Origin of the sequence: Oricola sp. (genome assembly GCF_022763245.1) — a bacterium.
Taxonomy (GTDB): domain Bacteria; phylum Pseudomonadota; class Alphaproteobacteria; order Rhizobiales; family Rhizobiaceae; genus Oricola.
Map to the genome: position 1 here is coordinate 38,013 of NZ_JALEGV010000020.1, position 16,717 is coordinate 54,729.

At 63.5% G+C, this 16,717-nt stretch carries 20 protein-coding genes and 3 tRNA genes; 13 read left to right on the forward strand and 10 right to left on the reverse strand.

Annotated features, from left to right (window positions below; all coding sequences use genetic code 11):
• Nucleotides 1-3: 3 nt before the first annotated feature.
• The 7 genes from MRY80_RS10415 to MRY80_RS10445 all read right to left on the reverse strand — a co-directional run bounded on the left by MRY80_RS10415 (nucleotide 4) and on the right by MRY80_RS10445 (nucleotide 6,440).
• Nucleotides 4-552 carry an alpha/beta hydrolase gene (locus MRY80_RS10415; RefSeq protein WP_293290754.1) on the reverse strand — a complete coding sequence of 183 codons (549 nt, stop codon included), beginning with the start codon at nucleotides 550-552 and terminating at the stop codon, nucleotides 4-6.
• Between the two features lie 50 nt (nucleotides 553-602).
• Nucleotides 603-1,499: an EamA family transporter gene (locus MRY80_RS10420; RefSeq protein WP_293290757.1), complete on the reverse strand. Its 897-nt coding sequence runs from the start codon at nucleotides 1,497-1,499 to the stop codon at nucleotides 603-605.
• A 42-nt stretch (nucleotides 1,500-1,541) separates the two neighbouring features.
• Nucleotides 1,542-2,849, reverse strand: coding sequence for an adenylosuccinate lyase (purB, locus tag MRY80_RS10425; protein WP_293290759.1), 1,308 nt, complete (start codon nucleotides 2,847-2,849; stop codon nucleotides 1,542-1,544).
• A gap of 66 nt (nucleotides 2,850-2,915) precedes the next feature.
• Nucleotides 2,916-3,332 carry a hypothetical protein gene (locus MRY80_RS10430; RefSeq protein WP_293290761.1) on the reverse strand — a complete coding sequence of 139 codons (417 nt, stop codon included), beginning with the start codon at nucleotides 3,330-3,332 and terminating at the stop codon, nucleotides 2,916-2,918.
• A 104-nt stretch (nucleotides 3,333-3,436) separates the two neighbouring features.
• Nucleotides 3,437-4,219, reverse strand: coding sequence for a DUF2259 domain-containing protein (locus MRY80_RS10435; RefSeq protein ID WP_293290763.1), 783 nt, complete (start codon nucleotides 4,217-4,219; stop codon nucleotides 3,437-3,439).
• Between the two features lie 65 nt (nucleotides 4,220-4,284).
• Entirely contained in the window at nucleotides 4,285-5,301 is a 1,017-nt protein-coding gene (locus MRY80_RS10440) for a P1 family peptidase (RefSeq protein ID WP_293290766.1), read from the reverse strand.
• Nucleotides 5,298-6,440, reverse strand: coding sequence for an ABC transporter substrate-binding protein (locus tag MRY80_RS10445; RefSeq protein WP_293290768.1), 1,143 nt, complete (start codon nucleotides 6,438-6,440; stop codon nucleotides 5,298-5,300). The genes MRY80_RS10440 and MRY80_RS10445 overlap by 4 nt, the downstream gene beginning before the upstream one ends.
• A 147-nt stretch (nucleotides 6,441-6,587) precedes the next feature.
• Here MRY80_RS10445 and MRY80_RS10450 point away from each other — a divergent pair, with 147 nt between their 5' ends.
• The 7 genes from MRY80_RS10450 to MRY80_RS10480 are packed head-to-tail and all read left to right on the forward strand — an operon-like array spanning nucleotide 6,588 to nucleotide 12,453.
• On the forward strand, nucleotides 6,588-7,502 hold the full coding sequence (locus MRY80_RS10450; RefSeq protein WP_293290771.1) for a MoxR family ATPase: 915 nt from the start codon (nucleotides 6,588-6,590) through the stop codon (nucleotides 7,500-7,502).
• A gap of 2 nt (nucleotides 7,503-7,504) precedes the next feature.
• Nucleotides 7,505-8,767, forward strand: a complete 1,263-nt coding sequence (locus MRY80_RS10455; RefSeq protein ID WP_293290773.1) for a VWA domain-containing protein — start codon at nucleotides 7,505-7,507, stop codon at nucleotides 8,765-8,767.
• Between the two features lie 20 nt (nucleotides 8,768-8,787).
• The gene (locus MRY80_RS10460) at nucleotides 8,788-9,114 is read left to right on the forward strand and encodes an XdhC family protein (protein WP_293290775.1); all 327 of its coding nucleotides are present in this window, start codon (nucleotides 8,788-8,790) and stop codon (nucleotides 9,112-9,114) included.
• Between the two features lie 7 nt (nucleotides 9,115-9,121).
• Nucleotides 9,122-9,826, forward strand: a complete 705-nt coding sequence (locus MRY80_RS10465) for an XdhC family protein (RefSeq protein ID WP_293290777.1) — start codon at nucleotides 9,122-9,124, stop codon at nucleotides 9,824-9,826.
• Between the two features lie 4 nt (nucleotides 9,827-9,830).
• Entirely contained in the window at nucleotides 9,831-10,865 is a 1,035-nt protein-coding gene (locus tag MRY80_RS10470; RefSeq protein WP_293290779.1) for a molybdopterin-binding protein, read from the forward strand.
• Entirely contained in the window at nucleotides 10,862-11,494 is a 633-nt protein-coding gene (locus MRY80_RS10475) for a nucleotidyltransferase family protein (protein ID WP_293290781.1), read from the forward strand. The genes MRY80_RS10470 and MRY80_RS10475 overlap by 4 nt, the downstream gene beginning before the upstream one ends.
• Before the next feature lie 32 nt (nucleotides 11,495-11,526).
• Nucleotides 11,527-12,453 carry an alpha/beta hydrolase gene (locus MRY80_RS10480; protein ID WP_293290783.1) on the forward strand — a complete coding sequence of 309 codons (927 nt, stop codon included), beginning with the start codon at nucleotides 11,527-11,529 and terminating at the stop codon, nucleotides 12,451-12,453.
• A 92-nt stretch (nucleotides 12,454-12,545) separates the two neighbouring features.
• Here the strand turns inward: MRY80_RS10480 and MRY80_RS10485 are convergent.
• The 3 genes from MRY80_RS10485 to MRY80_RS10495 form a co-directional block, all read right to left on the reverse strand.
• A tRNA-Glu gene (locus MRY80_RS10485) sits at nucleotides 12,546-12,621 on the reverse strand.
• A gap of 181 nt (nucleotides 12,622-12,802) precedes the next feature.
• Nucleotides 12,803-13,852: a D-Ala-D-Ala carboxypeptidase family metallohydrolase gene (locus MRY80_RS10490; protein ID WP_293290784.1), complete on the reverse strand. Its 1,050-nt coding sequence runs from the start codon at nucleotides 13,850-13,852 to the stop codon at nucleotides 12,803-12,805.
• Nucleotides 13,853-14,020: 168 nt separating this feature from the next.
• Complete coding sequence (locus tag MRY80_RS10495; protein WP_293290785.1) at nucleotides 14,021-14,461, reverse strand: VOC family protein; 441 nt, start codon at nucleotides 14,459-14,461, stop codon at nucleotides 14,021-14,023.
• 219 nt (nucleotides 14,462-14,680) lie between these two features.
• On the opposite strand from MRY80_RS10495, the gene MRY80_RS10500 reads away from it, so the two are divergent.
• The 6 genes from MRY80_RS10500 to MRY80_RS10525 form a co-directional block, all read left to right on the forward strand.
• Nucleotides 14,681-15,259, forward strand: coding sequence for a cold-shock protein (locus MRY80_RS10500; RefSeq protein ID WP_293290787.1), 579 nt, complete (start codon nucleotides 14,681-14,683; stop codon nucleotides 15,257-15,259).
• A gap of 128 nt (nucleotides 15,260-15,387) precedes the next feature.
• The gene (locus MRY80_RS10505) at nucleotides 15,388-15,804 is read left to right on the forward strand and encodes a DUF192 domain-containing protein (protein ID WP_293290789.1); all 417 of its coding nucleotides are present in this window, start codon (nucleotides 15,388-15,390) and stop codon (nucleotides 15,802-15,804) included.
• 67 nt (nucleotides 15,805-15,871) lie between these two features.
• Nucleotides 15,872-15,948, forward strand: a tRNA-Pro gene (locus MRY80_RS10510).
• A 55-nt stretch (nucleotides 15,949-16,003) separates the two neighbouring features.
• Nucleotides 16,004-16,309, forward strand: a complete 306-nt coding sequence (locus MRY80_RS10515) for an ETC complex I subunit (protein WP_293290791.1) — start codon at nucleotides 16,004-16,006, stop codon at nucleotides 16,307-16,309.
• Between the two features lie 54 nt (nucleotides 16,310-16,363).
• Nucleotides 16,364-16,440, forward strand: a tRNA-Arg gene (locus MRY80_RS10520).
• A 180-nt stretch (nucleotides 16,441-16,620) separates the two neighbouring features.
• Nucleotides 16,621-16,717 (forward strand): GTP-binding protein (locus MRY80_RS10525; RefSeq protein WP_293290799.1); only part of this gene is annotated, 97 nt, incomplete at its 3' end.

A 16,717-nucleotide genomic window follows, 5' to 3' on the forward strand; every position in this document is an offset into this window, starting at 1 on the left:
CGATTACAGCCGTTTCATGAATTCCGCGAAGACCATCAGGCCCTCGGGCCAGGGGCCGTGGCCCGATTCGGGGTCGATATGTCCCGACTCTCCCGCATCGACCAGGAAGGCTCCCCAGTCATTGGCGAGCTCGGCCGCCCTGTCGTAGGACGAGAAGGGGTCGTTGCGGCTGGCAACCAGGAAAGACGGGAAGGGCAGCGGTGCGCTCGGATAGGGGCCGAAGGTCAACAGATGCTTCGGCCTGACACTCGGATTGTCGGTTTCGGGCGGCGCCACGAAGAAACCGCCGCGAACCTTGTCCGCGTTGTCCTCCACGGCGTGCACCGCGGTTGCGACACCAAGAGAGTGGGCGACCAGCACCACCGGCTTTTCGGCCCGCTCGATCTCTTCGCGCAAACGGACGACCCAGTCTTCACGAACGGGCTTTGACCACTCGGCTTGCTCGACACGACGGGCGTTTGTCATGCCCGTCTGCCAGCGGCTCTGCCAGTGGTCGGGTCCGGAGTCCTTGAAGCCGGGAACAATGAGGATTTCAGCGTCTTTGATTTTCATGCGCTGCAGGTCGGCATTGCCGCCCCATTTGTCAATCCGTTGCCCGGAATTCAGAGTGTCCGGGATGCCTCTTTCTCGGAAACGCGGCGGCGCAGGAACCGTCCGGCAAAGACGTTGATCGCTAGTCCAAGGAAAACCAGGGCCGAACCCGTCCAGACCGTCGGGCTCAAACTTTCTCCGAATACCAGCGCTGTCGAGGACATTCCGAACACCGGGATCAGCAGAGCGAAGGGCGTCACGGTCGCCGCCGCATGGCTGCGGAGGAGAAAGATCCAGGCGGCGAAGTTGAACACGGTCGTCGGGTAGGCGAGGAAGGCGATGCTGAGGACCGCCGTTATCGACGGAACATGGTCGGGCAGTCCGAAAGCGGTATCCTCGAACAGAATCGACAACAGGAACAGCGGAATGGGAGCGGCAAGGCTCGACCATCCCACGAAGCCCAGCATGGCATCCGTCTTCGCCATCTTGGCCAGCACGTTGGCCAGCCCCCATGCGGCGGCCGATCCGATCACCATCAGGAACGGGACGAAGGGGGTGATTTCCGCATTGGCGAAGGCGATGACGCCGATTCCGACGATGGCGACGGCCGCGCCTGCGATCTCATGGCGCCGCGGGCGCTCGCCGAACATGAGCATTGCGAACAGAACGGTGAAGAACACCTGCATCTGGACGACCAGCGATGCGAGGCCGGGCGGCATGCCCAGGCGGATCGAAGAGAAGATCAGCCCGAACATGACGACGCCCTGCGTCAGGCCGTATGCGATCAGGAGCCGCGCCGGAACCTTTGGAGCCGGCACGAAAAACACAAGCGGGAACGCCGCGAAGACGTAGCGATAGCCGGTGACGAGCAATGGCGGCAGCTCCGTCACCGAGAACTTGATGGCGACGAAGGCGACGCCGTAGATCGCGCTGACGAGGATGGCGAGCAGGATATGCGCAAGCGGCATCTGTCACTCCATCCTTCAGAGCGCCGGCGAACCCGGCATGCGTCAGCTTTCGCCGAAGACCCGGTTGAAGATCGTATCGACGTGTTTGGTGTGGTAACCGAGATCGAATTTCTCGCGGATCTGCTCCTCCGGGAGCGCAGCCCGGACATCGGCGTCGGCAAGCAGTTCCTCCAGGAAGTCCTTGCCCTGTTCCCAGACCTTCATCGCGTTGCGCTGCACAAGCCGGTAGGCGTCCTCGCGGCTGACGCCGGCCTGCGTCAATGCCAGCAGCACGCGCTGGGAGTGCACGAGGCCCCGGAACTTGTTCATGTTCGCCATCATCGCCTCCGGATAAACAACCAGCTTGTCGATGACGCCGGACAGCCTTGCGAGGGCGAAATCGAGCGTCACAGTGGCGTCGGGGCCGATCATGCGCTCCACCGAGGAATGGGAAATGTCACGCTCATGCCAGAGCGCGACGTTCTCCATCGCAGGCATGGCATAGGAGCGCACCATGCGGGCAAGACCGGTGAGATTCTCGGTAAGCACCGGGTTACGCTTGTGCGGCATCGCCGAGGATCCTTTCTGTCCCGGCGAGAAGTACTCTTCCGCCTCGAGCACCTCGGTGCGCTGGAGGTGACGGATCTCGGTCGCCAGACGCTCGATCGACGATGCGATCACGCCGAGCGTGGCGAAATACATCGCGTGACGATCGCGCGGAACGACCTGCGTCGAGACCGGCTCCGAGGCAAGGCCCATCGCCTTGGCGACGTGTTCTTCGACCGCCGGATTGATGTTGGCGAAGGTGCCGACCGCGCCGGAAATCGCGCAGGTCGCAACCTCGGCGCGTGCGTTGACCAGCCGGTCGCGGCAGCGCGCGAACTCGGCATAGGCCTGCGCCAGCTTGACGCCAAACGTCGTCGGCTCCGCGTGGATGCCGTGGCTGCGTCCGATCGTGATCGTGTTCTTGTGCTCGAAGGCGCGCTTCTTCAAGGCAGCCAGCAAGGCGTCCAGATCGGCGAGTAGCAGGTCGGTGGCGCGCGTCAGCTGTACGTTGAAGCAGGTGTCGAGGACGTCTGACGACGTCATGCCCTGGTGGACGAAGCGGGCATCGGGGCCGACGATCTCGGCCAGATGGGTGAGAAAGGCGATGACGTCATGCTTGGTCTCGCGTTCGATCTCGTCGATGCGCTTGATGTCGAACGTGGCCGCGCCACCCTTGTTCCAAATGGTCTTTGCCGCGCTTTCCGGAATGACGCCGAGTTCGGCCAGTGCGTCGCAGGCATGCGCCTCGATCTCGAACCAGATCCGGAACTTGGTTTCGGGAGACCAGATGGCGACCATGTCCGGCCGGGAGTAGCGGGGAATCATATCAGGGAACCCTTGCGGATGTTTCGTGTGGCGTGGGCCGCCAGATATCAGACCGTCGCGTCGCGCTCAACTTGTCCGTCGAGCGAGCCACCAGCTTGCGGGAACGAGCGCGACCACGCCGAGCGGCCAGTAGAGCCGAATACCGATGACGGCGAACTGATAGGTCGAGCCGAGCGCGGTGAAGACCTGCTGGTACAGCCACACCTTCGACAGGACCTCGCTATGCCATTGGGCGTAATACGCCCGGTAGTCCAACGCCAAGACAGCTGCGGTGGACGCGAGCGTGAAGCCGGTCAGGGCAAACGCCGCGAAAACGATCGATACCGTCAGGGACGATCGGTTCCTGACCCACAGGATGAACGGCCACGCCAGGAGACAGCCGGCGAACCCGCCGGCGAAATAGACGGCAAGGAGCGCGAACACCCTGCCGTCAATCGGCCTGCCATATTCGAGCGTGAGGCTCGTCAGGGCTGAGAGGAGCATCAGTGTCGCCCACACGACGCTTCCTGCCAGTGGTACGGCGAGCAGACCGATTCGGGGCGAGCGCCACGGGGGCGACCCGGCGCGCGTGCTCTGCCCTTGGTGCGTCATGGTTGGGTTGGGCGCAGGGTCACGGCCATCCACCGATGATCCGGGCCTTCGAAGCCGTAACTCTGAACGGAGATCAGGACGGCCGCCGCGGAGATTCCGCTGCCAGGCGCGAAGGTTTGGACGCCCGCAATCCGATAGCCGGTCGTGCAGCCGCGACTGGCCGGCACTGAGGCGTCCTCGTGGAGGAGCTGCGTCATGCCGCCGGGTTGGGCGTCGACCGAAAGCAGCCGGAAACCCATGACCGTGGCGAAGCCCTCGCAAGGGCCCGAAGCCTGCAGCGGGTATTGCTCGAGCCGGAACTCCAGCGGCGGATCAATGGGCGGGAAGACGGGGCGGGGATTGACGACGATCCGGAAAGGATCGGCAGAGATTTCCGTGATCGCATTGAAGCCGGCGAGATGGCCATGATTGGCGGAAAGCTCGGCATCGGAAATGATCGCTTGCCCGGAAGTGGCCGCCTGCTGACGGGCTTGCGCCAACGACGCCGTTTCGTCGTCGATGCGAACCCGGACCGGCGAGGGGCCGATGAAACTGTCGGCGGTGGTGTCGATGTAGAAGCGGTTGGCGAAGGGGAAGCCCGAGCCGTCCTGTACGCCATACTCTTCGAAGGCGAAACGCCCGCCATCGGCGCTGAAGCCAAGCACATTCAAGGTTGAGGCGTCACCGGCCCGGACAGGCGAAGAGACGACGGCGGCTGTGACGAAAAAGGCTGAAATCGCGGCGCGAATGTATGTCATGGGCCTCTCCCATTGTTTGCGACGACGCCCCAGTGCGCCCATTCTGCTGCCGGTCGCACAGCCTGTCCACTGCCGAACCTTGGGATCGATGAATGGGTGCTTCCCGATCAGGTACGAGCCGACCAGACCGGGCGTGGATCCTTTTCTGCCGGCTTCGCGTGAAACACGCCACGCGCGATGGCTCGGGCCATGGTGGCGGAAGCGGCGGCACACAGATCGATCATGTCTCCGGCACCATGCTTCAGTTCGCGCCGGCCCGTGGCGACGGAGAAGACGAGATCCCCGTCCAGCGGTGTGTGGCTGGGCCATATGGCACGTGCAAAGCCGTCATGCGCTGCGATCGCCAGCCGCTTGCATTCGGCTTTGGAGAGGCGGGCGTCGGTGGCGATGATGGCGATGGTGGTGTTTTCGCGGGGATTGTCGGCGGCGCGGTGTTTGAGCCGCAGCTGGGAGGCGTTCTGCGGGAAGGGCTCCGGCATGCCCAGGCCGCCGAATTCGCTTCCCATCTCGAACGGCGCCGCCCAGAAATGCCTGGTTCCGCCGACAGTCGCTGTGCCGACGGGATTGACGGCGGCTAGCGCGCCGACCGTCACGCCGACCTGCGGGAGGTGGGTCGATGCCGAGCCGAGGCCGCCTTTAAGGTCCGCCGTCATCGCTCCTGTGCCTGCACCATGGCTGCCGAGCGCGAAATCCCTTGTGCCTGCGCGAAGCGCTGCGTAGCCGAGATCGCGATAGGGCGGTGTGGCGCCCCACGCCTTGTCGCCGCCATTCAGGAGGTCGAACAGGATTGCAGCCGGGACGATTGGAACGCGTTGGGGCCCGACAGCGAAGCCGCGACCGCTTTCGGCCAATGCTGACATTGCACCAGAGGCCGCGTCGAGACCGAAAGCCGAACCGCCAGACAGGACGATGGCGTCGACCTTCTCCACCAGGTTGTGCGGTTCGAGAAGGTCGGTCTCGCGCGTTCCGGGCGCGCCGCCGAGCACCTGCACGGCAGCGGTAGCCGGTTCGTGGCACAGGAGGGCCGTGACGCCGGATTTGAGGCGCGTATCATCGGCATTGCCGACGGATAGCCCTTCCACGTCTGTGATCAGATTGCGCGAGCCGGGCGTCCAGCCATTCATTGGATGGAGCCCGTGTCGCCGGTTGCGGTCGCCGGCACGGGTTCGCCGTTCCTGATCACGAAGATTTCGAACAGGTTGCGGGTCAGATCGCCATTGCCATCGAAGCTGATCGGACCGAGTGACGTTTCGAAGGTGCGCCCGAGGAAATCGCCGAAGAAAACGCCGCTTCCGCCTCCGGCGACCCCTTGGAGCGCGATCTCGACGGCGGCGCGCGAAGGAACCAGATATCCGTCGCCAATCGCTTCAACCTTCCGGCCGGAGGCGGGATCGGACAGGATCCGGTCTGCCGCGGGCCATTCCGGAAGCGCGGCGAAGACCGTTCCGTCAGCGAGACCTCCGTCGGCTGGAGGCGCGACGAAGGCGCTGCCGCCGGCCAGGGTGAGGTCGATCCCGATGGATGCGGCATCGGCGCCGATGACGGCTGCGTCATATGCGTCGCCACCCATGAACACATGGGTTGCGCCGGCCTTCTGCAACCGGCGCACCAGCGCGATCTGGTTGTCGAGTTGAGGGCGATACGTGTCGGTGAAGACCGGGCGGAGATTGTCTTCCTCCAGCCGGAAGCGCACTGCTTCGGCGAGTTGGCGTCCGTACAGGGTGCCGTCGTCGATGATGGCGAAATGGGCGTCGCGCCAGACGCGTTTCATGTAGGTCGCCAATGCGTCGGCTTCGTCGGATGCCTTGGGCGCGAGGCGCAGGACGGGCCAGTTGCCCTTGCTGCGGTCCGCGGCGATGGCCTCGGATTGCACGCCGAGCAGGATGAGCGGGATGTTCGCTTCGGCGAGTTTCGGCATCGCGGCGTCGAAGGCTTCGATACATGGGTAGCCAATGGCGATATCGACGCCCGCGGCGATCATCGCGTCGGCGGTCTTTGCACCGCCTTCGGCCTCGCAGGCGTCGTCGAACATTGTGAGCGTGGCGAACCCGTTCTCGATCGCTGCGCGCGCACCGGCCTCGATTTCTTCGCCGAGGACCGCGAAGTATTCGCTCATCGGGGCAGATGCGCCGATCTTGATACCGTCTTGCGCATGGACTTGCCCGAGGGTCGGAAGCGAAAGCAGAGCGGCGAGCGCGAAGCGGAGCGCCTGGCATCTGAGTGGGGCGCGAGCGAAGCTTGCGATAGCGTGACGGATGGGCATGACGCTTTGATGCACGGCACATCGTTTGAGGGCAAGGCCCAAACGGCGCGAACTGTCGCTGCAGCGCCTTACTGGGCCTTGGCGAGCCGTGGCGCTCTGACTATGTTGCCTCTAGCCGGAATCTTAAGATCAGAGAAAGTCGTTTGAATGTCGACACCGATGCCCGCCTCGATCGATGAAACGTTGTCGATGTTGAACAGCCAGGATTATGTCGCTGACCGGGCGCTCGCGACCGTCCTCTTCCTCAGCCTGAAGATGGGGCGGCCGCTGTTCCTCGAAGGCGAGGCGGGCGTTGGCAAGACCGAGATCGCGAAGGTTCTCTCCAAGGCGCTGGATCGGCCGCTGATCCGGCTGCAATGCTATGAGGGCCTCGACATTTCGTCCGCGGTCTACGAGTGGAACTACCCCGCCCAGATGCTGGAAATCCGGATGTCTGAAGCCGCGGGCATTTCCGATCGCGACAGGCTCGAACACGACATCTTCGCCGACCGTTACCTGATCCGCCGGCCGGTGCTCGAAGCGCTGTCGGGCGAGCCGGGCCGTCCGCCGGTGTTTCTGATCGACGAACTCGATCGTACGGACGAGGCCTTCGAAGCCTTTCTGCTTGAGGTTCTGTCGGACTTCCAGGTCACGATCCCCGAATACGGAACCATCAAGGCCGCGGAACGACCGGCCGTGATCATCACGACGAACCGTACCCGCGAAATCCACGACGCCCTGAAGCGCCGCTGCCTCTACCACTGGGTCGATTATCCGAGCGCCGAGCGCGAGTTGGATATCGTCTCCCGCAAGGCGCCGGATGCCAACAGGCAGTTGTCGGAGGAAATCGTGCGCTTCGTTCAGAAGCTGCGGCAGATGGAACTGTTCAAGGTTCCCGGTGTCGCCGAAACCATCGATTGGGCAACGGCGCTGACCGAACTCGACAAGATCGCGCTCGATCCGGCGACGATTTCCGACACGATCGGCGTGCTCCTGAAATATCAGGACGATATCGCCCGACTGCAGGGCAGCGAGGGCAAGCGCATCCTCGATGACGTGAAGGCGGAACTCGCTTCGGCCTGACGATGGAGACCTTCACTTCCGATCCGCAGAAGAACCAGAAGCCGGCGGAAGGCCGCCTGGCCGACAATATCGTCTATTTCGCGAGGACGTTGCGCAAGGCGGGCATGAAGGTCGGTCCGGCGCAGGTGAATGACGCGATCCAGGCGGTTCTCGCGGCCGGAATCGGGACCCGGGACGATTTCTACTGGACCCTGCATTCGGTTCTGGTCACTCGGCACGAGGACAGTGTCGTGTTCGACGAGGCGTTCCGGCTCTATTGGCGTTCTCGCGAACTCGTCGAAAAGATGCTCCAGATGTTCTCCCCCAAGGCGGAGGACACGCGCGAAAGAGAGAAGAAGCGGGCGGCCGAATCTCGTGTTGCCGACGCGCTGTTCGAGGGTCACAAGAACCGCAAGCAGGAAGAAGAGCCGCCGAAGATCGAATTCGACGCGCGGATGAGTTTCTCGGGGCAGGAAGTGCTGCGCGAGAAGGATTTCGCCCAGATGAGCGTGGCTGAACTGGCCTTGGCCAAGAAGGCACTTTCCGAATTGCGCATGCCGCATGACGAGGTGAAGACGCGACGCTTCAAGCCGTCGAGCCGCCCGATGCGGGTCGATCCGCGCAGAACCATGCGCTACGCCATGCGCACCGGCGGAGACCTGATCATCCCGCAGTTCCGCGAACCGCGCGTCGTGCATCCGCCGCTCGTCGTGCTCGCGGACATCTCGGGCTCGATGAGCCAGTACTCCCGCGTCTTCCTGCATTTCCTCCATGCGCTAACCGAGCATCGCCGCCATGTGCACACGTTCCTGTTCGGCACACGGCTGACCAATGTGTCCCGCCAGATGCGCCATCGCGACATCGACGCCGCGATCGACGATTGCGCGAAGGCTGTCGAGGATTGGTCCGGTGGGACCAGAATCGGAGAGACATTGGCAAGCTTCAACCGGCATTGGTCGCGCCGGGTGCTTTCGCAAGGCGCGACGGTGCTGCTGATCACGGACGGGCTGGAGCGCGACGAGGTCGATGGCCTCGACCACGAGATGGAGCGCCTGCACAAATCCTGCCGTCGCCTGATCTGGCTGAACCCGTTGCTGCGCTTCGAAGGCTTTCAGGCGAAGGCCAAGGGGGTGCGCACGATGCTGCCGCATGTGGACGAGTTCCGTCCGGTGCATTCGCTCGATTCGATCTCGGATCTGTGTCTTGCGCTTGGAACGGGATCGTCGTCCAATCAACGCATGAGATCGCCGATGGATTGGCTGCGCGAGTTCGAGCGCGCAGCTTGATCGGCCGTGGAGGTGAGATGATGTCCGAGCAGTTTCACGACGACCCGCTGAAGGTGGCGGAAGACTGGATGCGCGAAGGGAGGCCCTTGGCCGTGGCGACGGTGGTCGAAACCTGGGGGTCCGCGCCCCGGCCGGTCGGGAGCCATCTGGTCATCGACAGCGAGTCGAATTTCGAGGGCTCGGTCTCCGGTGGTTGCGTCGAAGGGGCCGTGATCGCCGACGCGCTCGAAGTCATCGAGACCGGTGAGCCGAAGATGCTGGAATTTGGCGTGGCAGACGAAACCGCATGGCGAGTCGGCCTGTCATGCGGCGGGCGCATTCGCGTCTATGTCGAACGGGTCGGGTGACGCTGCCATGGATCCCTTGTCGTTGAAAAAACTCAATGCCGCCCGTGGCGCCCGTCGGGCGATCGCGCTGGTGACCGATCTGGGCGACGGCCGCGATCGGGTGGTCGAGGAAGGCGATCCCGTCGCTGGCGATCTGGGCGACAGTCTGACCAAGGCGTTCCGGACCGGAAAGTCAGGTGTCGTTGAGGCCGACGGCCGTGAATTCTTCGTCAATGTCCACCTGCCGCCGCCACGGCTCGTGGTGATCGGGGCGGTGCATATCAGCCAGGCCCTGGCGCCGATGGCGACGATCGCGGGCTTCGACATGGAAGTGATCGATCCGCGGACAGCATTCGCGACGCCTGAGCGCTTCGAAGGCGTTCTTCTGGATGCCGAGTGGCCCGAAGAGGTGTTCAAGCAGCGCCCGCTCGATCCGTATTGCGCGCTCTGCGCGATCACGCACGATCCGAAGATCGATGATTATCCGCTGAAGGCCGCACTGGAAGCGAAGTGCTTCTATGTCGGCGCGCTCGGCAGTCGCAAGACGAACGCGAAACGCGTGGAGCGCCTGCTGGCGGAAGGCGTGCCGCAGGCGGCGATCGATACGATCGCCGCGCCGATCGGTCTCGATATCGGGGCGTCGAGCCCGGCCGAGATAGCGGTCGCGGTCCTTGCACAGGTAATCGAGGCGTTTCGCAAGCGGGAGATCGCGGCGCAGTTGGCGGCCGCCTGATCCCATGTGGTTCGGAACCCGGCCGCTGGACGGAACTGACGCCCTCGTCGGCTCCATTCTGGCCCATTCGCTTCTGCTGGCGCCGGGGCGCAAGCTGCGCAAGGGGCACGCCCTAACCAGCGGCGACCTGTCGGCGATGCGGTCGGCGGGTGTTGAGGCGATCACCGTCGCCGTGCCCGAAGCCGGCGACATTCTGGAGGACGAAGCGGCTGGCCGGATCGCGGACGTTTTCGCGCTCGACGGGTTTCGCCGGGAGGACGTCGGTACCGGTCGCGTCAATTTTCACGCGGAGGCCGACGGCGTTCTCGTCGTCGCGCCGGACCGGATCGACGCGCTCAACCGGATCGATCCTGCGATCACGCTCGCGACGCTGCCGAACCATGCACATGTGCGCTCCGGTCAGATGGTCGCCACCGTGAAGATCATTCCCTTCGCCGTGGCGGGTTCGCTCGTGGAAACAGCCGTCGCCGAGGTGCGCCAACCGGCGACCATCGCGGTCCGGCCTTTCAGAGCCGGGCTCAAGGTCGCAGTGGTGCAGACACGGGTGAAGGGGACGAAGGCTTCGGTCCTGGACAAGACCTGCCGCGTGACTGAGGCTCGGTTGACTGCGTTGAGCGCCACGCTGGCAAGCGAAAGCCGCACGGACCATGTCGCGGACGACCTTTCGGCCGAGATCGCGGCACGGATCGCGGAGGCCGACATGGTGCTTGTGTTCGGCGCGTCCGCCGTGACGGATCGGCGCGATGTCGTGCCGCAGGCGATCGAGAAGGCCGGTGGCTCGATTCTGCATGTCGGTATGCCTGTCGATCCGGGCAATCTGCTGGTTCTCGGAGAGATCGACGGCAAGCCTGTGATCGGCGCGCCAGGATGTGCGCGCAGCCCGAAGGAGAACGGGTTCGACTGGGTGCTGCAGCGGCTCTGCGCGGGCATCGCCGTTACCGGCGAGGACATCGTCGCGATGGGCGTCGGTGGTTTGCTGACCGAGATTCCGGTGCGGCCACACCCACGCGAGACTGCCAGACCGGTGGATCGTAAATGACTGCGGATTTGCGGCGCCCGGACGCCGTAGCCGCGGTCGTGCTTGCTGCGGGCAGGTCGACGCGCATGGGCGCGGAGAACAAGCTGCTGCTGGAGATCGAGCCGGGCGTGCCCGTCATTCGTCGGACGGTGGAGCTGGCGCTTGATTGCAGCCTCGATACCGTCTTCGTCGTGACCGGGCATGAGGCCGAACACGTGTGTCGGGCGCTGGAAGGGTTGCCGTGCCGCTTCGTGCACAATCCGGACTATGCGAACGGGCTTTCGGGATCGGTTCGCGCCGGATTTCGCCAGGCCGTGGGAGAGGGCGCCTCAGGTGTTCTCGTCATGCTCGGCGACATGCCGTCCTTACCGAAAGAGGCGATCGCAGCGGTGCTTGAGGCGGCGGTTGCCGATCCCGACCGCGCCGTGCAGGCCACGCATGCGGGAAAACCCGCCCATCCGATCTGGCTTCCGGCGCGGCTTGTCATATTGGCTGACCGGCTTGAGGGTGATCGTGGCCTGCGGGGCCTGATTGCTGAGAGTGACGAGCCGATGCTGGACGTCGAGGTGGAGGTCGCGGCCACCGACGACATCGACACGCCGCAGGATTTCGCCCGGGCGCTGGAGCGATCATCCGCCGCGCGTGGTTGAACACGATCCCGAATCGACATTAGGCTGGTTGCATGGTCCAGGTGCGGATTTCAGTCGAAGACAGGTATGCGGTCCGAGGGGGGCAGTTTCGCTTCCTGTTCGTGCTGTGGGCGGTGATGGCGTGCCTTCTGGCAACCGCGCCGGCTTCGGCGTTCCAGCTCGATCCGTTCAAGGATCGCCTGTTTTCTTATCCCGGCATTATCGAGCGCCGTGACGACGGCGCCTATCTCGTCGTCGATTATCGTGAGCTGCGCGACATCAACAAGCGCGACAGCGTCCCCGAGCGCCGCGTCAATCGCCGCTATGTCGATCTCATGCCCCGCCGGCGCCAGACCGAGCAGACCTTTCCCACGCAAGCGGGCGAGATCGACTATTTCGTCGTCGGCAATCCGGTCAATGCGCGCATCGTCACCGTCTATGTTCACGGGCGTGGCGGAGACCGCAAGCAGGGCGTCAACGACTTCTCATTTGGCGGCAATTTCAATCGCATCAAGAACCTGATGGTGCGCAACAGCGGCGTCTACATCACGCCAGACGGCGGCCAGTTGGACGATCATGCGGCTGCCCGGATCCGCTACCTGCTGGACGCCGTTCTCAAGCAGGTGCCGAACGGCCGGCTGGTGCTCGCCTGTGGGTCTGCTGGCGGGTCGGTCTGTCACGCGCTGGCGCAGAACGAGGCGATCGCCTCGCGCATGGCCGGGATTGCCCTTCTCGGGTCTTTCGGCGCTGACAACTTCGTCGGTTCGGCCGCCTGGCGACACCGTGTTCCGGTTTTCCTCGGGCACGGCAGCGCGGATTCGGTCATTCCGATCGGCAACGTCGAGGCGTTCTACCGGCGCTTGCGCGAGACGTCCGGCTATCCCGTGCGCATGGTGCGCTTCGAGACTGGCGGCCACGGCACGCCGATCCGGATGACCGACTGGCGTGACATGATCAACTGGATGCTGGCCGCGTCATAGACGCGTCTCGGGCGACGGAAATCGTGCGTATCGCACAGGGTCGCAAGTCCCCGTGGAACGCAATCTATTCGACACATCTTTGAAGAAAGCTGTGGCACGCCCAACGGGACTCGAACCCGTGTTTCCGCCGTGAAAGGGCGGCGTCCTAGACCGCTAGACGATGGGCGCGGATCAGGTTCCGGGTCTATAGAAATATTCTCCGCCGACCGCAAGCCCGTTTACCGCGCCTTGTCATGTTTTTTTCAACGGGATGGAGAAAGCGTCGGGTTGGGCGCTTTTCGAGGGCGTGCATGACCGCCGCCGGAGCGCAGCGGAATTCTGGACGTCAAGAAGAATCAAGAGTTTGCCGCTATTTCTTGCGACGGCAGCGCCAGTTCCAGTCGCGCGCCGGGCCGATGTCGATATGCACCGACTCGGTGTGGCAATAGGTGCCGACGCCGCCGCGTCCCGGCATGGAGCGCAGATAGGAGGCAAGCTCCCATTTGCTGACCCCTTCGATCTGGATATCGGCGGCCGAACAATACATGTGCAGCGAGTTTTCCGAGCCGCTCGCCTTCTTGTTGCGCGTCGGATTGCGGTAGCCGGAAGTCACGACCACGTCGCGACCGTAGTGACGTTCGATCTTGTTGAGCACCTTCACCAGAGCCGGTTTGAGGCAATTGACGTCGACGCCGCTGTTCTGCACGCGCAGTCCGTTCGGAGCGAGGCGGGCAAGCCCCGCAGCGGAGGCCACCCGGACCGGTTCATTGCTGCTCGGCGCCGTGTCTTCAGATGATGACTTCAGTCCGAGGACGCGGTCGCGATCCACTCCGGGCAGGCTCGACAGGTTTGCAGAGGCGATCGTCGCCCGTGCCGCAGTCGTGTCGTTTGTCGTCGGTGCACTCCAGGCTTCGGCCTGGGCGCTTTCCTGCGGCAGCGGCGCCGGCGGAACCAGCGCCGTCCGTGCTCCGCCCGAGGACGGCTTGTGGGAGAACATTGCGAGAAGGCCACTCGTCCGTTTCGCGATGCCTGCAAGCGGCTGCGCGGGGGCGGGTGCCGGTGTCGGGGCGGAACCGACCGCGGCATAGATCCGCGCGGTTGCCGGATCAACCGGTTCAGCGACATCGTTCGCCGGGGTCGGGGCGCTCATTGAAGCGCTGGCTTGAACCGATGCATCGGCGCTATCGGCAAACGGGTTTGAAGCGCCAGCGGATGCCGGCTCGCTTCCAGCCATCGCGGTGATCGCTTCAGCGGGTGCCGCCGGGGCGGCGTAGCCAAATCCCTGCTCGGTAGGAGCGGGATAGATCGATGCCGTTTCCAGCGCCGAGACCATGCAACCGCTGAGGCTCGTCGCAGCCGCGAGAAGTGCGAGCCACTTTGTGCACCGGGCCGCATGCCCGTTCGCGAAGATGCCTGTCACTGTCCCGCCTTTATCCCCAACTTCGTGCAATTTTAGCCTAATTGAACTTGACCAGGTAAACGAAAAGCTACCAGACAATTGCCTGATTCGACAAATGCACGACGTTTTCCCCAGCGCCGCTAGGGCGCAAATGGGGCTAAATGATGATTCGGCCGGGGCGTCCGATGCTTACCAGGAGCCGGTGTTCTCCATCGATGCCCAGGGTTCTGCCTTCGGCAACGGGTCGCCTTTTTGCAGAAGCTCGATCGAAATGCCGTCCGGAGATCGCACGAAGGCCATGTTGCCGTCGCGGGGCGGCCGATTGATCACGACGCCGGCATCGGCAAGCCGCTGGCATGTTTCGTAGATGTCGTCGACCGCATAGGCGAGGTGCCCGAAATTGCGGCCGCCCTGATAGTCCTCGGGGTCCCAGTTGAAGGTCAGTTCGACCGTCGGCGCACCGCCGGCTTCCGCTGCCTCCTTGTCGTCGGGCGCGGCAAGAAAGATTAGCGTGAAGCGGCCGGCCTCGTTGTCGATCCGGCGGACCTCGGTCAGCCCGAGCTTGTTGCAATAGAAATCCAGCGACTCGTCGATGTCGCGGACGCGGACCATGGTGTGCAAATAGCGCATGTCGGTTCTCCCATTCGCGGGCCTTTTAGACCGTCGTGGCGCCGAGGCAAAGTACCGGCGTCTCCTTGTCGGCAGCAGGGCATGGGGTTCCCTGATGACATCTCGATTTTCCGCAAGGATATGTGAAAAACAAAGTTTGTGCCTTGTGGTCTTCGGATGTGCCGATGCTATCCTCCGAAAAGAGAATCACCAAAGCAAACCGGGACTCAAGTGCGGCAGATGGGGGACAAGCGAGATATAGCGGTCGGTCAGGAACGCGCCGCTGCCCGTGCCGATGACACGGAGGTGTTCGAGGTTTCCGGCTCGATCAAGTGGTTCGACGTGGCGAAGGGGTTCGGCTTCGTCGTGCCCGACGAAAGCGCTCTGGGCGACGTGATGCTGCACGTGACCTGCCTGCGCCGCGACGGCTATCAGACAGCGCTCGAGGGCGCCCGAATCATCTGCCAGGCGCGCCGGGGCGAACGGGGGCTGCAGGCCTTTCATGTCGTCTCCATGGACAATTCCACGGCGGTGCATCCCGGTGAGACCGAACAGAAGACCCATGTCCACGTCACGCCGACCAGCGGATTGGAGCGGGTGATCGTGAAGTGGTTCAATCGTACCAAGGGTTTCGGCTTCGTGACCCGCGGCGAGGGGACAGAAGACATCTTCGTCCACATGGAAACTCTGCGGCGTTTCGGGTTGACGGAACTGCGTGCCGGCCAGGTTGTCATCGTTCGCTTCGGCGATGGTGACAAGGGGCTGATGGCCGCCGAAATCTATCCCGATCTCGGCACACAAATGCCATCATCGCATTGACAGTGTTCGCCGTTCCCGAGGCGAAATTCATGAACCGATCCAGACATTTTTCCCGTGCTCTTCTTGTCGCGTGTGCGCTCGTCGCGACCGTTCCGGCGTTCGAAACGTCGACAGCGCAGGAGGCTGCCGTGCAGGCTCCGATGCTGCTGCCGGTGGACGAGGCAGCGTTGACGATCCAGCGCGGCGACGTGGAAATCGCGCGTTTCGCAGTCGAGATCGCGGACGACGCGACAGAGCGGTCGCGTGGGTTGATGTTCCGCACCGAGTTTCCAGGCAACCGGGCGATGCTTTTCGTGTTCGAACAAAGCCGGCCGGTATCCTTCTGGATGAAGAACACACCGCGTTCTCTCGATCTCCTTTTTGTCGCCGACGACGGCGAGCTGAAGACGATCGCGCGTGATGCGACGCCATTTTCGGTCGCGTCGATCCCCTCCGGGGTTCCGGTTCGCTATGTGGTCGAGATCAATGCGGGTCTGGCCAATCTGCTCGGGTTGCAACCTGGCGACCATGTCATTCATCCGAGGATTTCGGAACGCGGCGAATAGAGACAGTTGCCGCCGGTGGTCAGCCGTTGTATGCGGGTCGAGTCCGCGCATGTCCGCGGTCTGAGTTCGGAGCGTAGCGCAGCCTGGTAGCGCATCTGGTTTGGGACCAGAGGGTCGCAGGTTCGAATCCTGCCGCTCCGACCAGTTCGGACTGTCGGACACCTGGTTCGAAGGCAACGCAGCAGAAAAGAGGCCGCCCGTGTCCGCCCGTATCTACAGTCCTTCCAAGACCGCCATGCAGTCCGGCAAGGCCAAGACCGGCCTTTGGCTGCTCGAGTTCGATCGCAATTCGCCGCGCACGGTCGAGCCGCTGATGGGTTACACGTCCTCCTCAGATCCTTTCGCGCAGGTGCGCCTGAGGTTTTCGAGTCGCGAAGATGCCATCGCCTATGCCGAAAAGCACGGCATCGCCTATCGAATCGATGATCCGAAATCGGCGAAGAGACGCGTGATTTCCTATTCCGACAATTTCAAGTTCGACCGCAAGACGCCTTGGACGCACTAACTGCGTCGATGGCGCTTGACCGCGTCATCCGTCACGGTCACAAGAGCCCGGAACGGCCCCGTAGCTCAGCTGGATAGAGCACCGGCCTTCTAAGCCGATGGTCGCAGGTTCGAATCCTGCCGGGGTCGCCAAACGACAACCAATCACGCGACGTTCGCCTCGTGACGTTCCGTCACCGACGCTGTCGGCAGAGGTAGGGCCGCCCGCCGCGTCCATGGCGATTTGCGCTTGCGATTGGCGCCTTAAAGCCTTATGTCCCCGGCCCAAACATGGGCTCCCATGTTCTGCCACCAAACAGACAGGATAGGTAAATGGCTAAGGGTAAGTTTGAGCGCACGAAGCCGCATGTGAACATCGGCACGATTGGTCACGTTGACCATGGCAAGACGTCGCTGACGGCAGCGATCA

Coding starts and splice junctions, on each gene's coding strand:
- MRY80_RS10415 (WP_293290754.1), bottom strand. CDS start 552: ATGAAAATCAAAGACGCTGAAATCCTCATTGTTCCCGGCTTCAAGGAC.
- MRY80_RS10420 (WP_293290757.1), bottom strand. CDS start 1,499: ATGCCGCTTGCGCATATCCTGCTCGCCATCCTCGTCAGCGCGATCTAC.
- purB (WP_293290759.1), bottom strand. CDS start 2,849: ATGATTCCCCGCTACTCCCGGCCGGACATGGTCGCCATCTGGTCTCCC.
- MRY80_RS10430 (WP_293290761.1), bottom strand. CDS start 3,332: ATGCTCCTCTCAGCCCTGACGAGCCTCACGCTCGAATATGGCAGGCCG.
- MRY80_RS10435 (WP_293290763.1), bottom strand. CDS start 4,219: ATGGGCGCACTGGGGCGTCGTCGCAAACAATGGGAGAGGCCCATGACA.
- MRY80_RS10440 (WP_293290766.1), bottom strand. CDS start 5,301: ATGAATGGCTGGACGCCCGGCTCGCGCAATCTGATCACAGACGTGGAA.
- MRY80_RS10445 (WP_293290768.1), bottom strand. CDS start 6,440: ATGCCCATCCGTCACGCTATCGCAAGCTTCGCTCGCGCCCCACTCAGA.
- MRY80_RS10450 (WP_293290771.1), top strand. CDS start 6,588: ATGTCGACACCGATGCCCGCCTCGATCGATGAAACGTTGTCGATGTTG.
- MRY80_RS10455 (WP_293290773.1), top strand. CDS start 7,505: ATGGAGACCTTCACTTCCGATCCGCAGAAGAACCAGAAGCCGGCGGAA.
- MRY80_RS10460 (WP_293290775.1), top strand. CDS start 8,788: ATGTCCGAGCAGTTTCACGACGACCCGCTGAAGGTGGCGGAAGACTGG.
- MRY80_RS10465 (WP_293290777.1), top strand. CDS start 9,122: ATGGATCCCTTGTCGTTGAAAAAACTCAATGCCGCCCGTGGCGCCCGT.
- MRY80_RS10470 (WP_293290779.1), top strand. CDS start 9,831: ATGTGGTTCGGAACCCGGCCGCTGGACGGAACTGACGCCCTCGTCGGC.
- MRY80_RS10475 (WP_293290781.1), top strand. CDS start 10,862: ATGACTGCGGATTTGCGGCGCCCGGACGCCGTAGCCGCGGTCGTGCTT.
- MRY80_RS10480 (WP_293290783.1), top strand. CDS start 11,527: ATGGTCCAGGTGCGGATTTCAGTCGAAGACAGGTATGCGGTCCGAGGG.
- MRY80_RS10495 (WP_293290785.1), bottom strand. CDS start 14,461: ATGCGCTATTTGCACACCATGGTCCGCGTCCGCGACATCGACGAGTCG.
- MRY80_RS10500 (WP_293290787.1), top strand. CDS start 14,681: ATGGGGGACAAGCGAGATATAGCGGTCGGTCAGGAACGCGCCGCTGCC.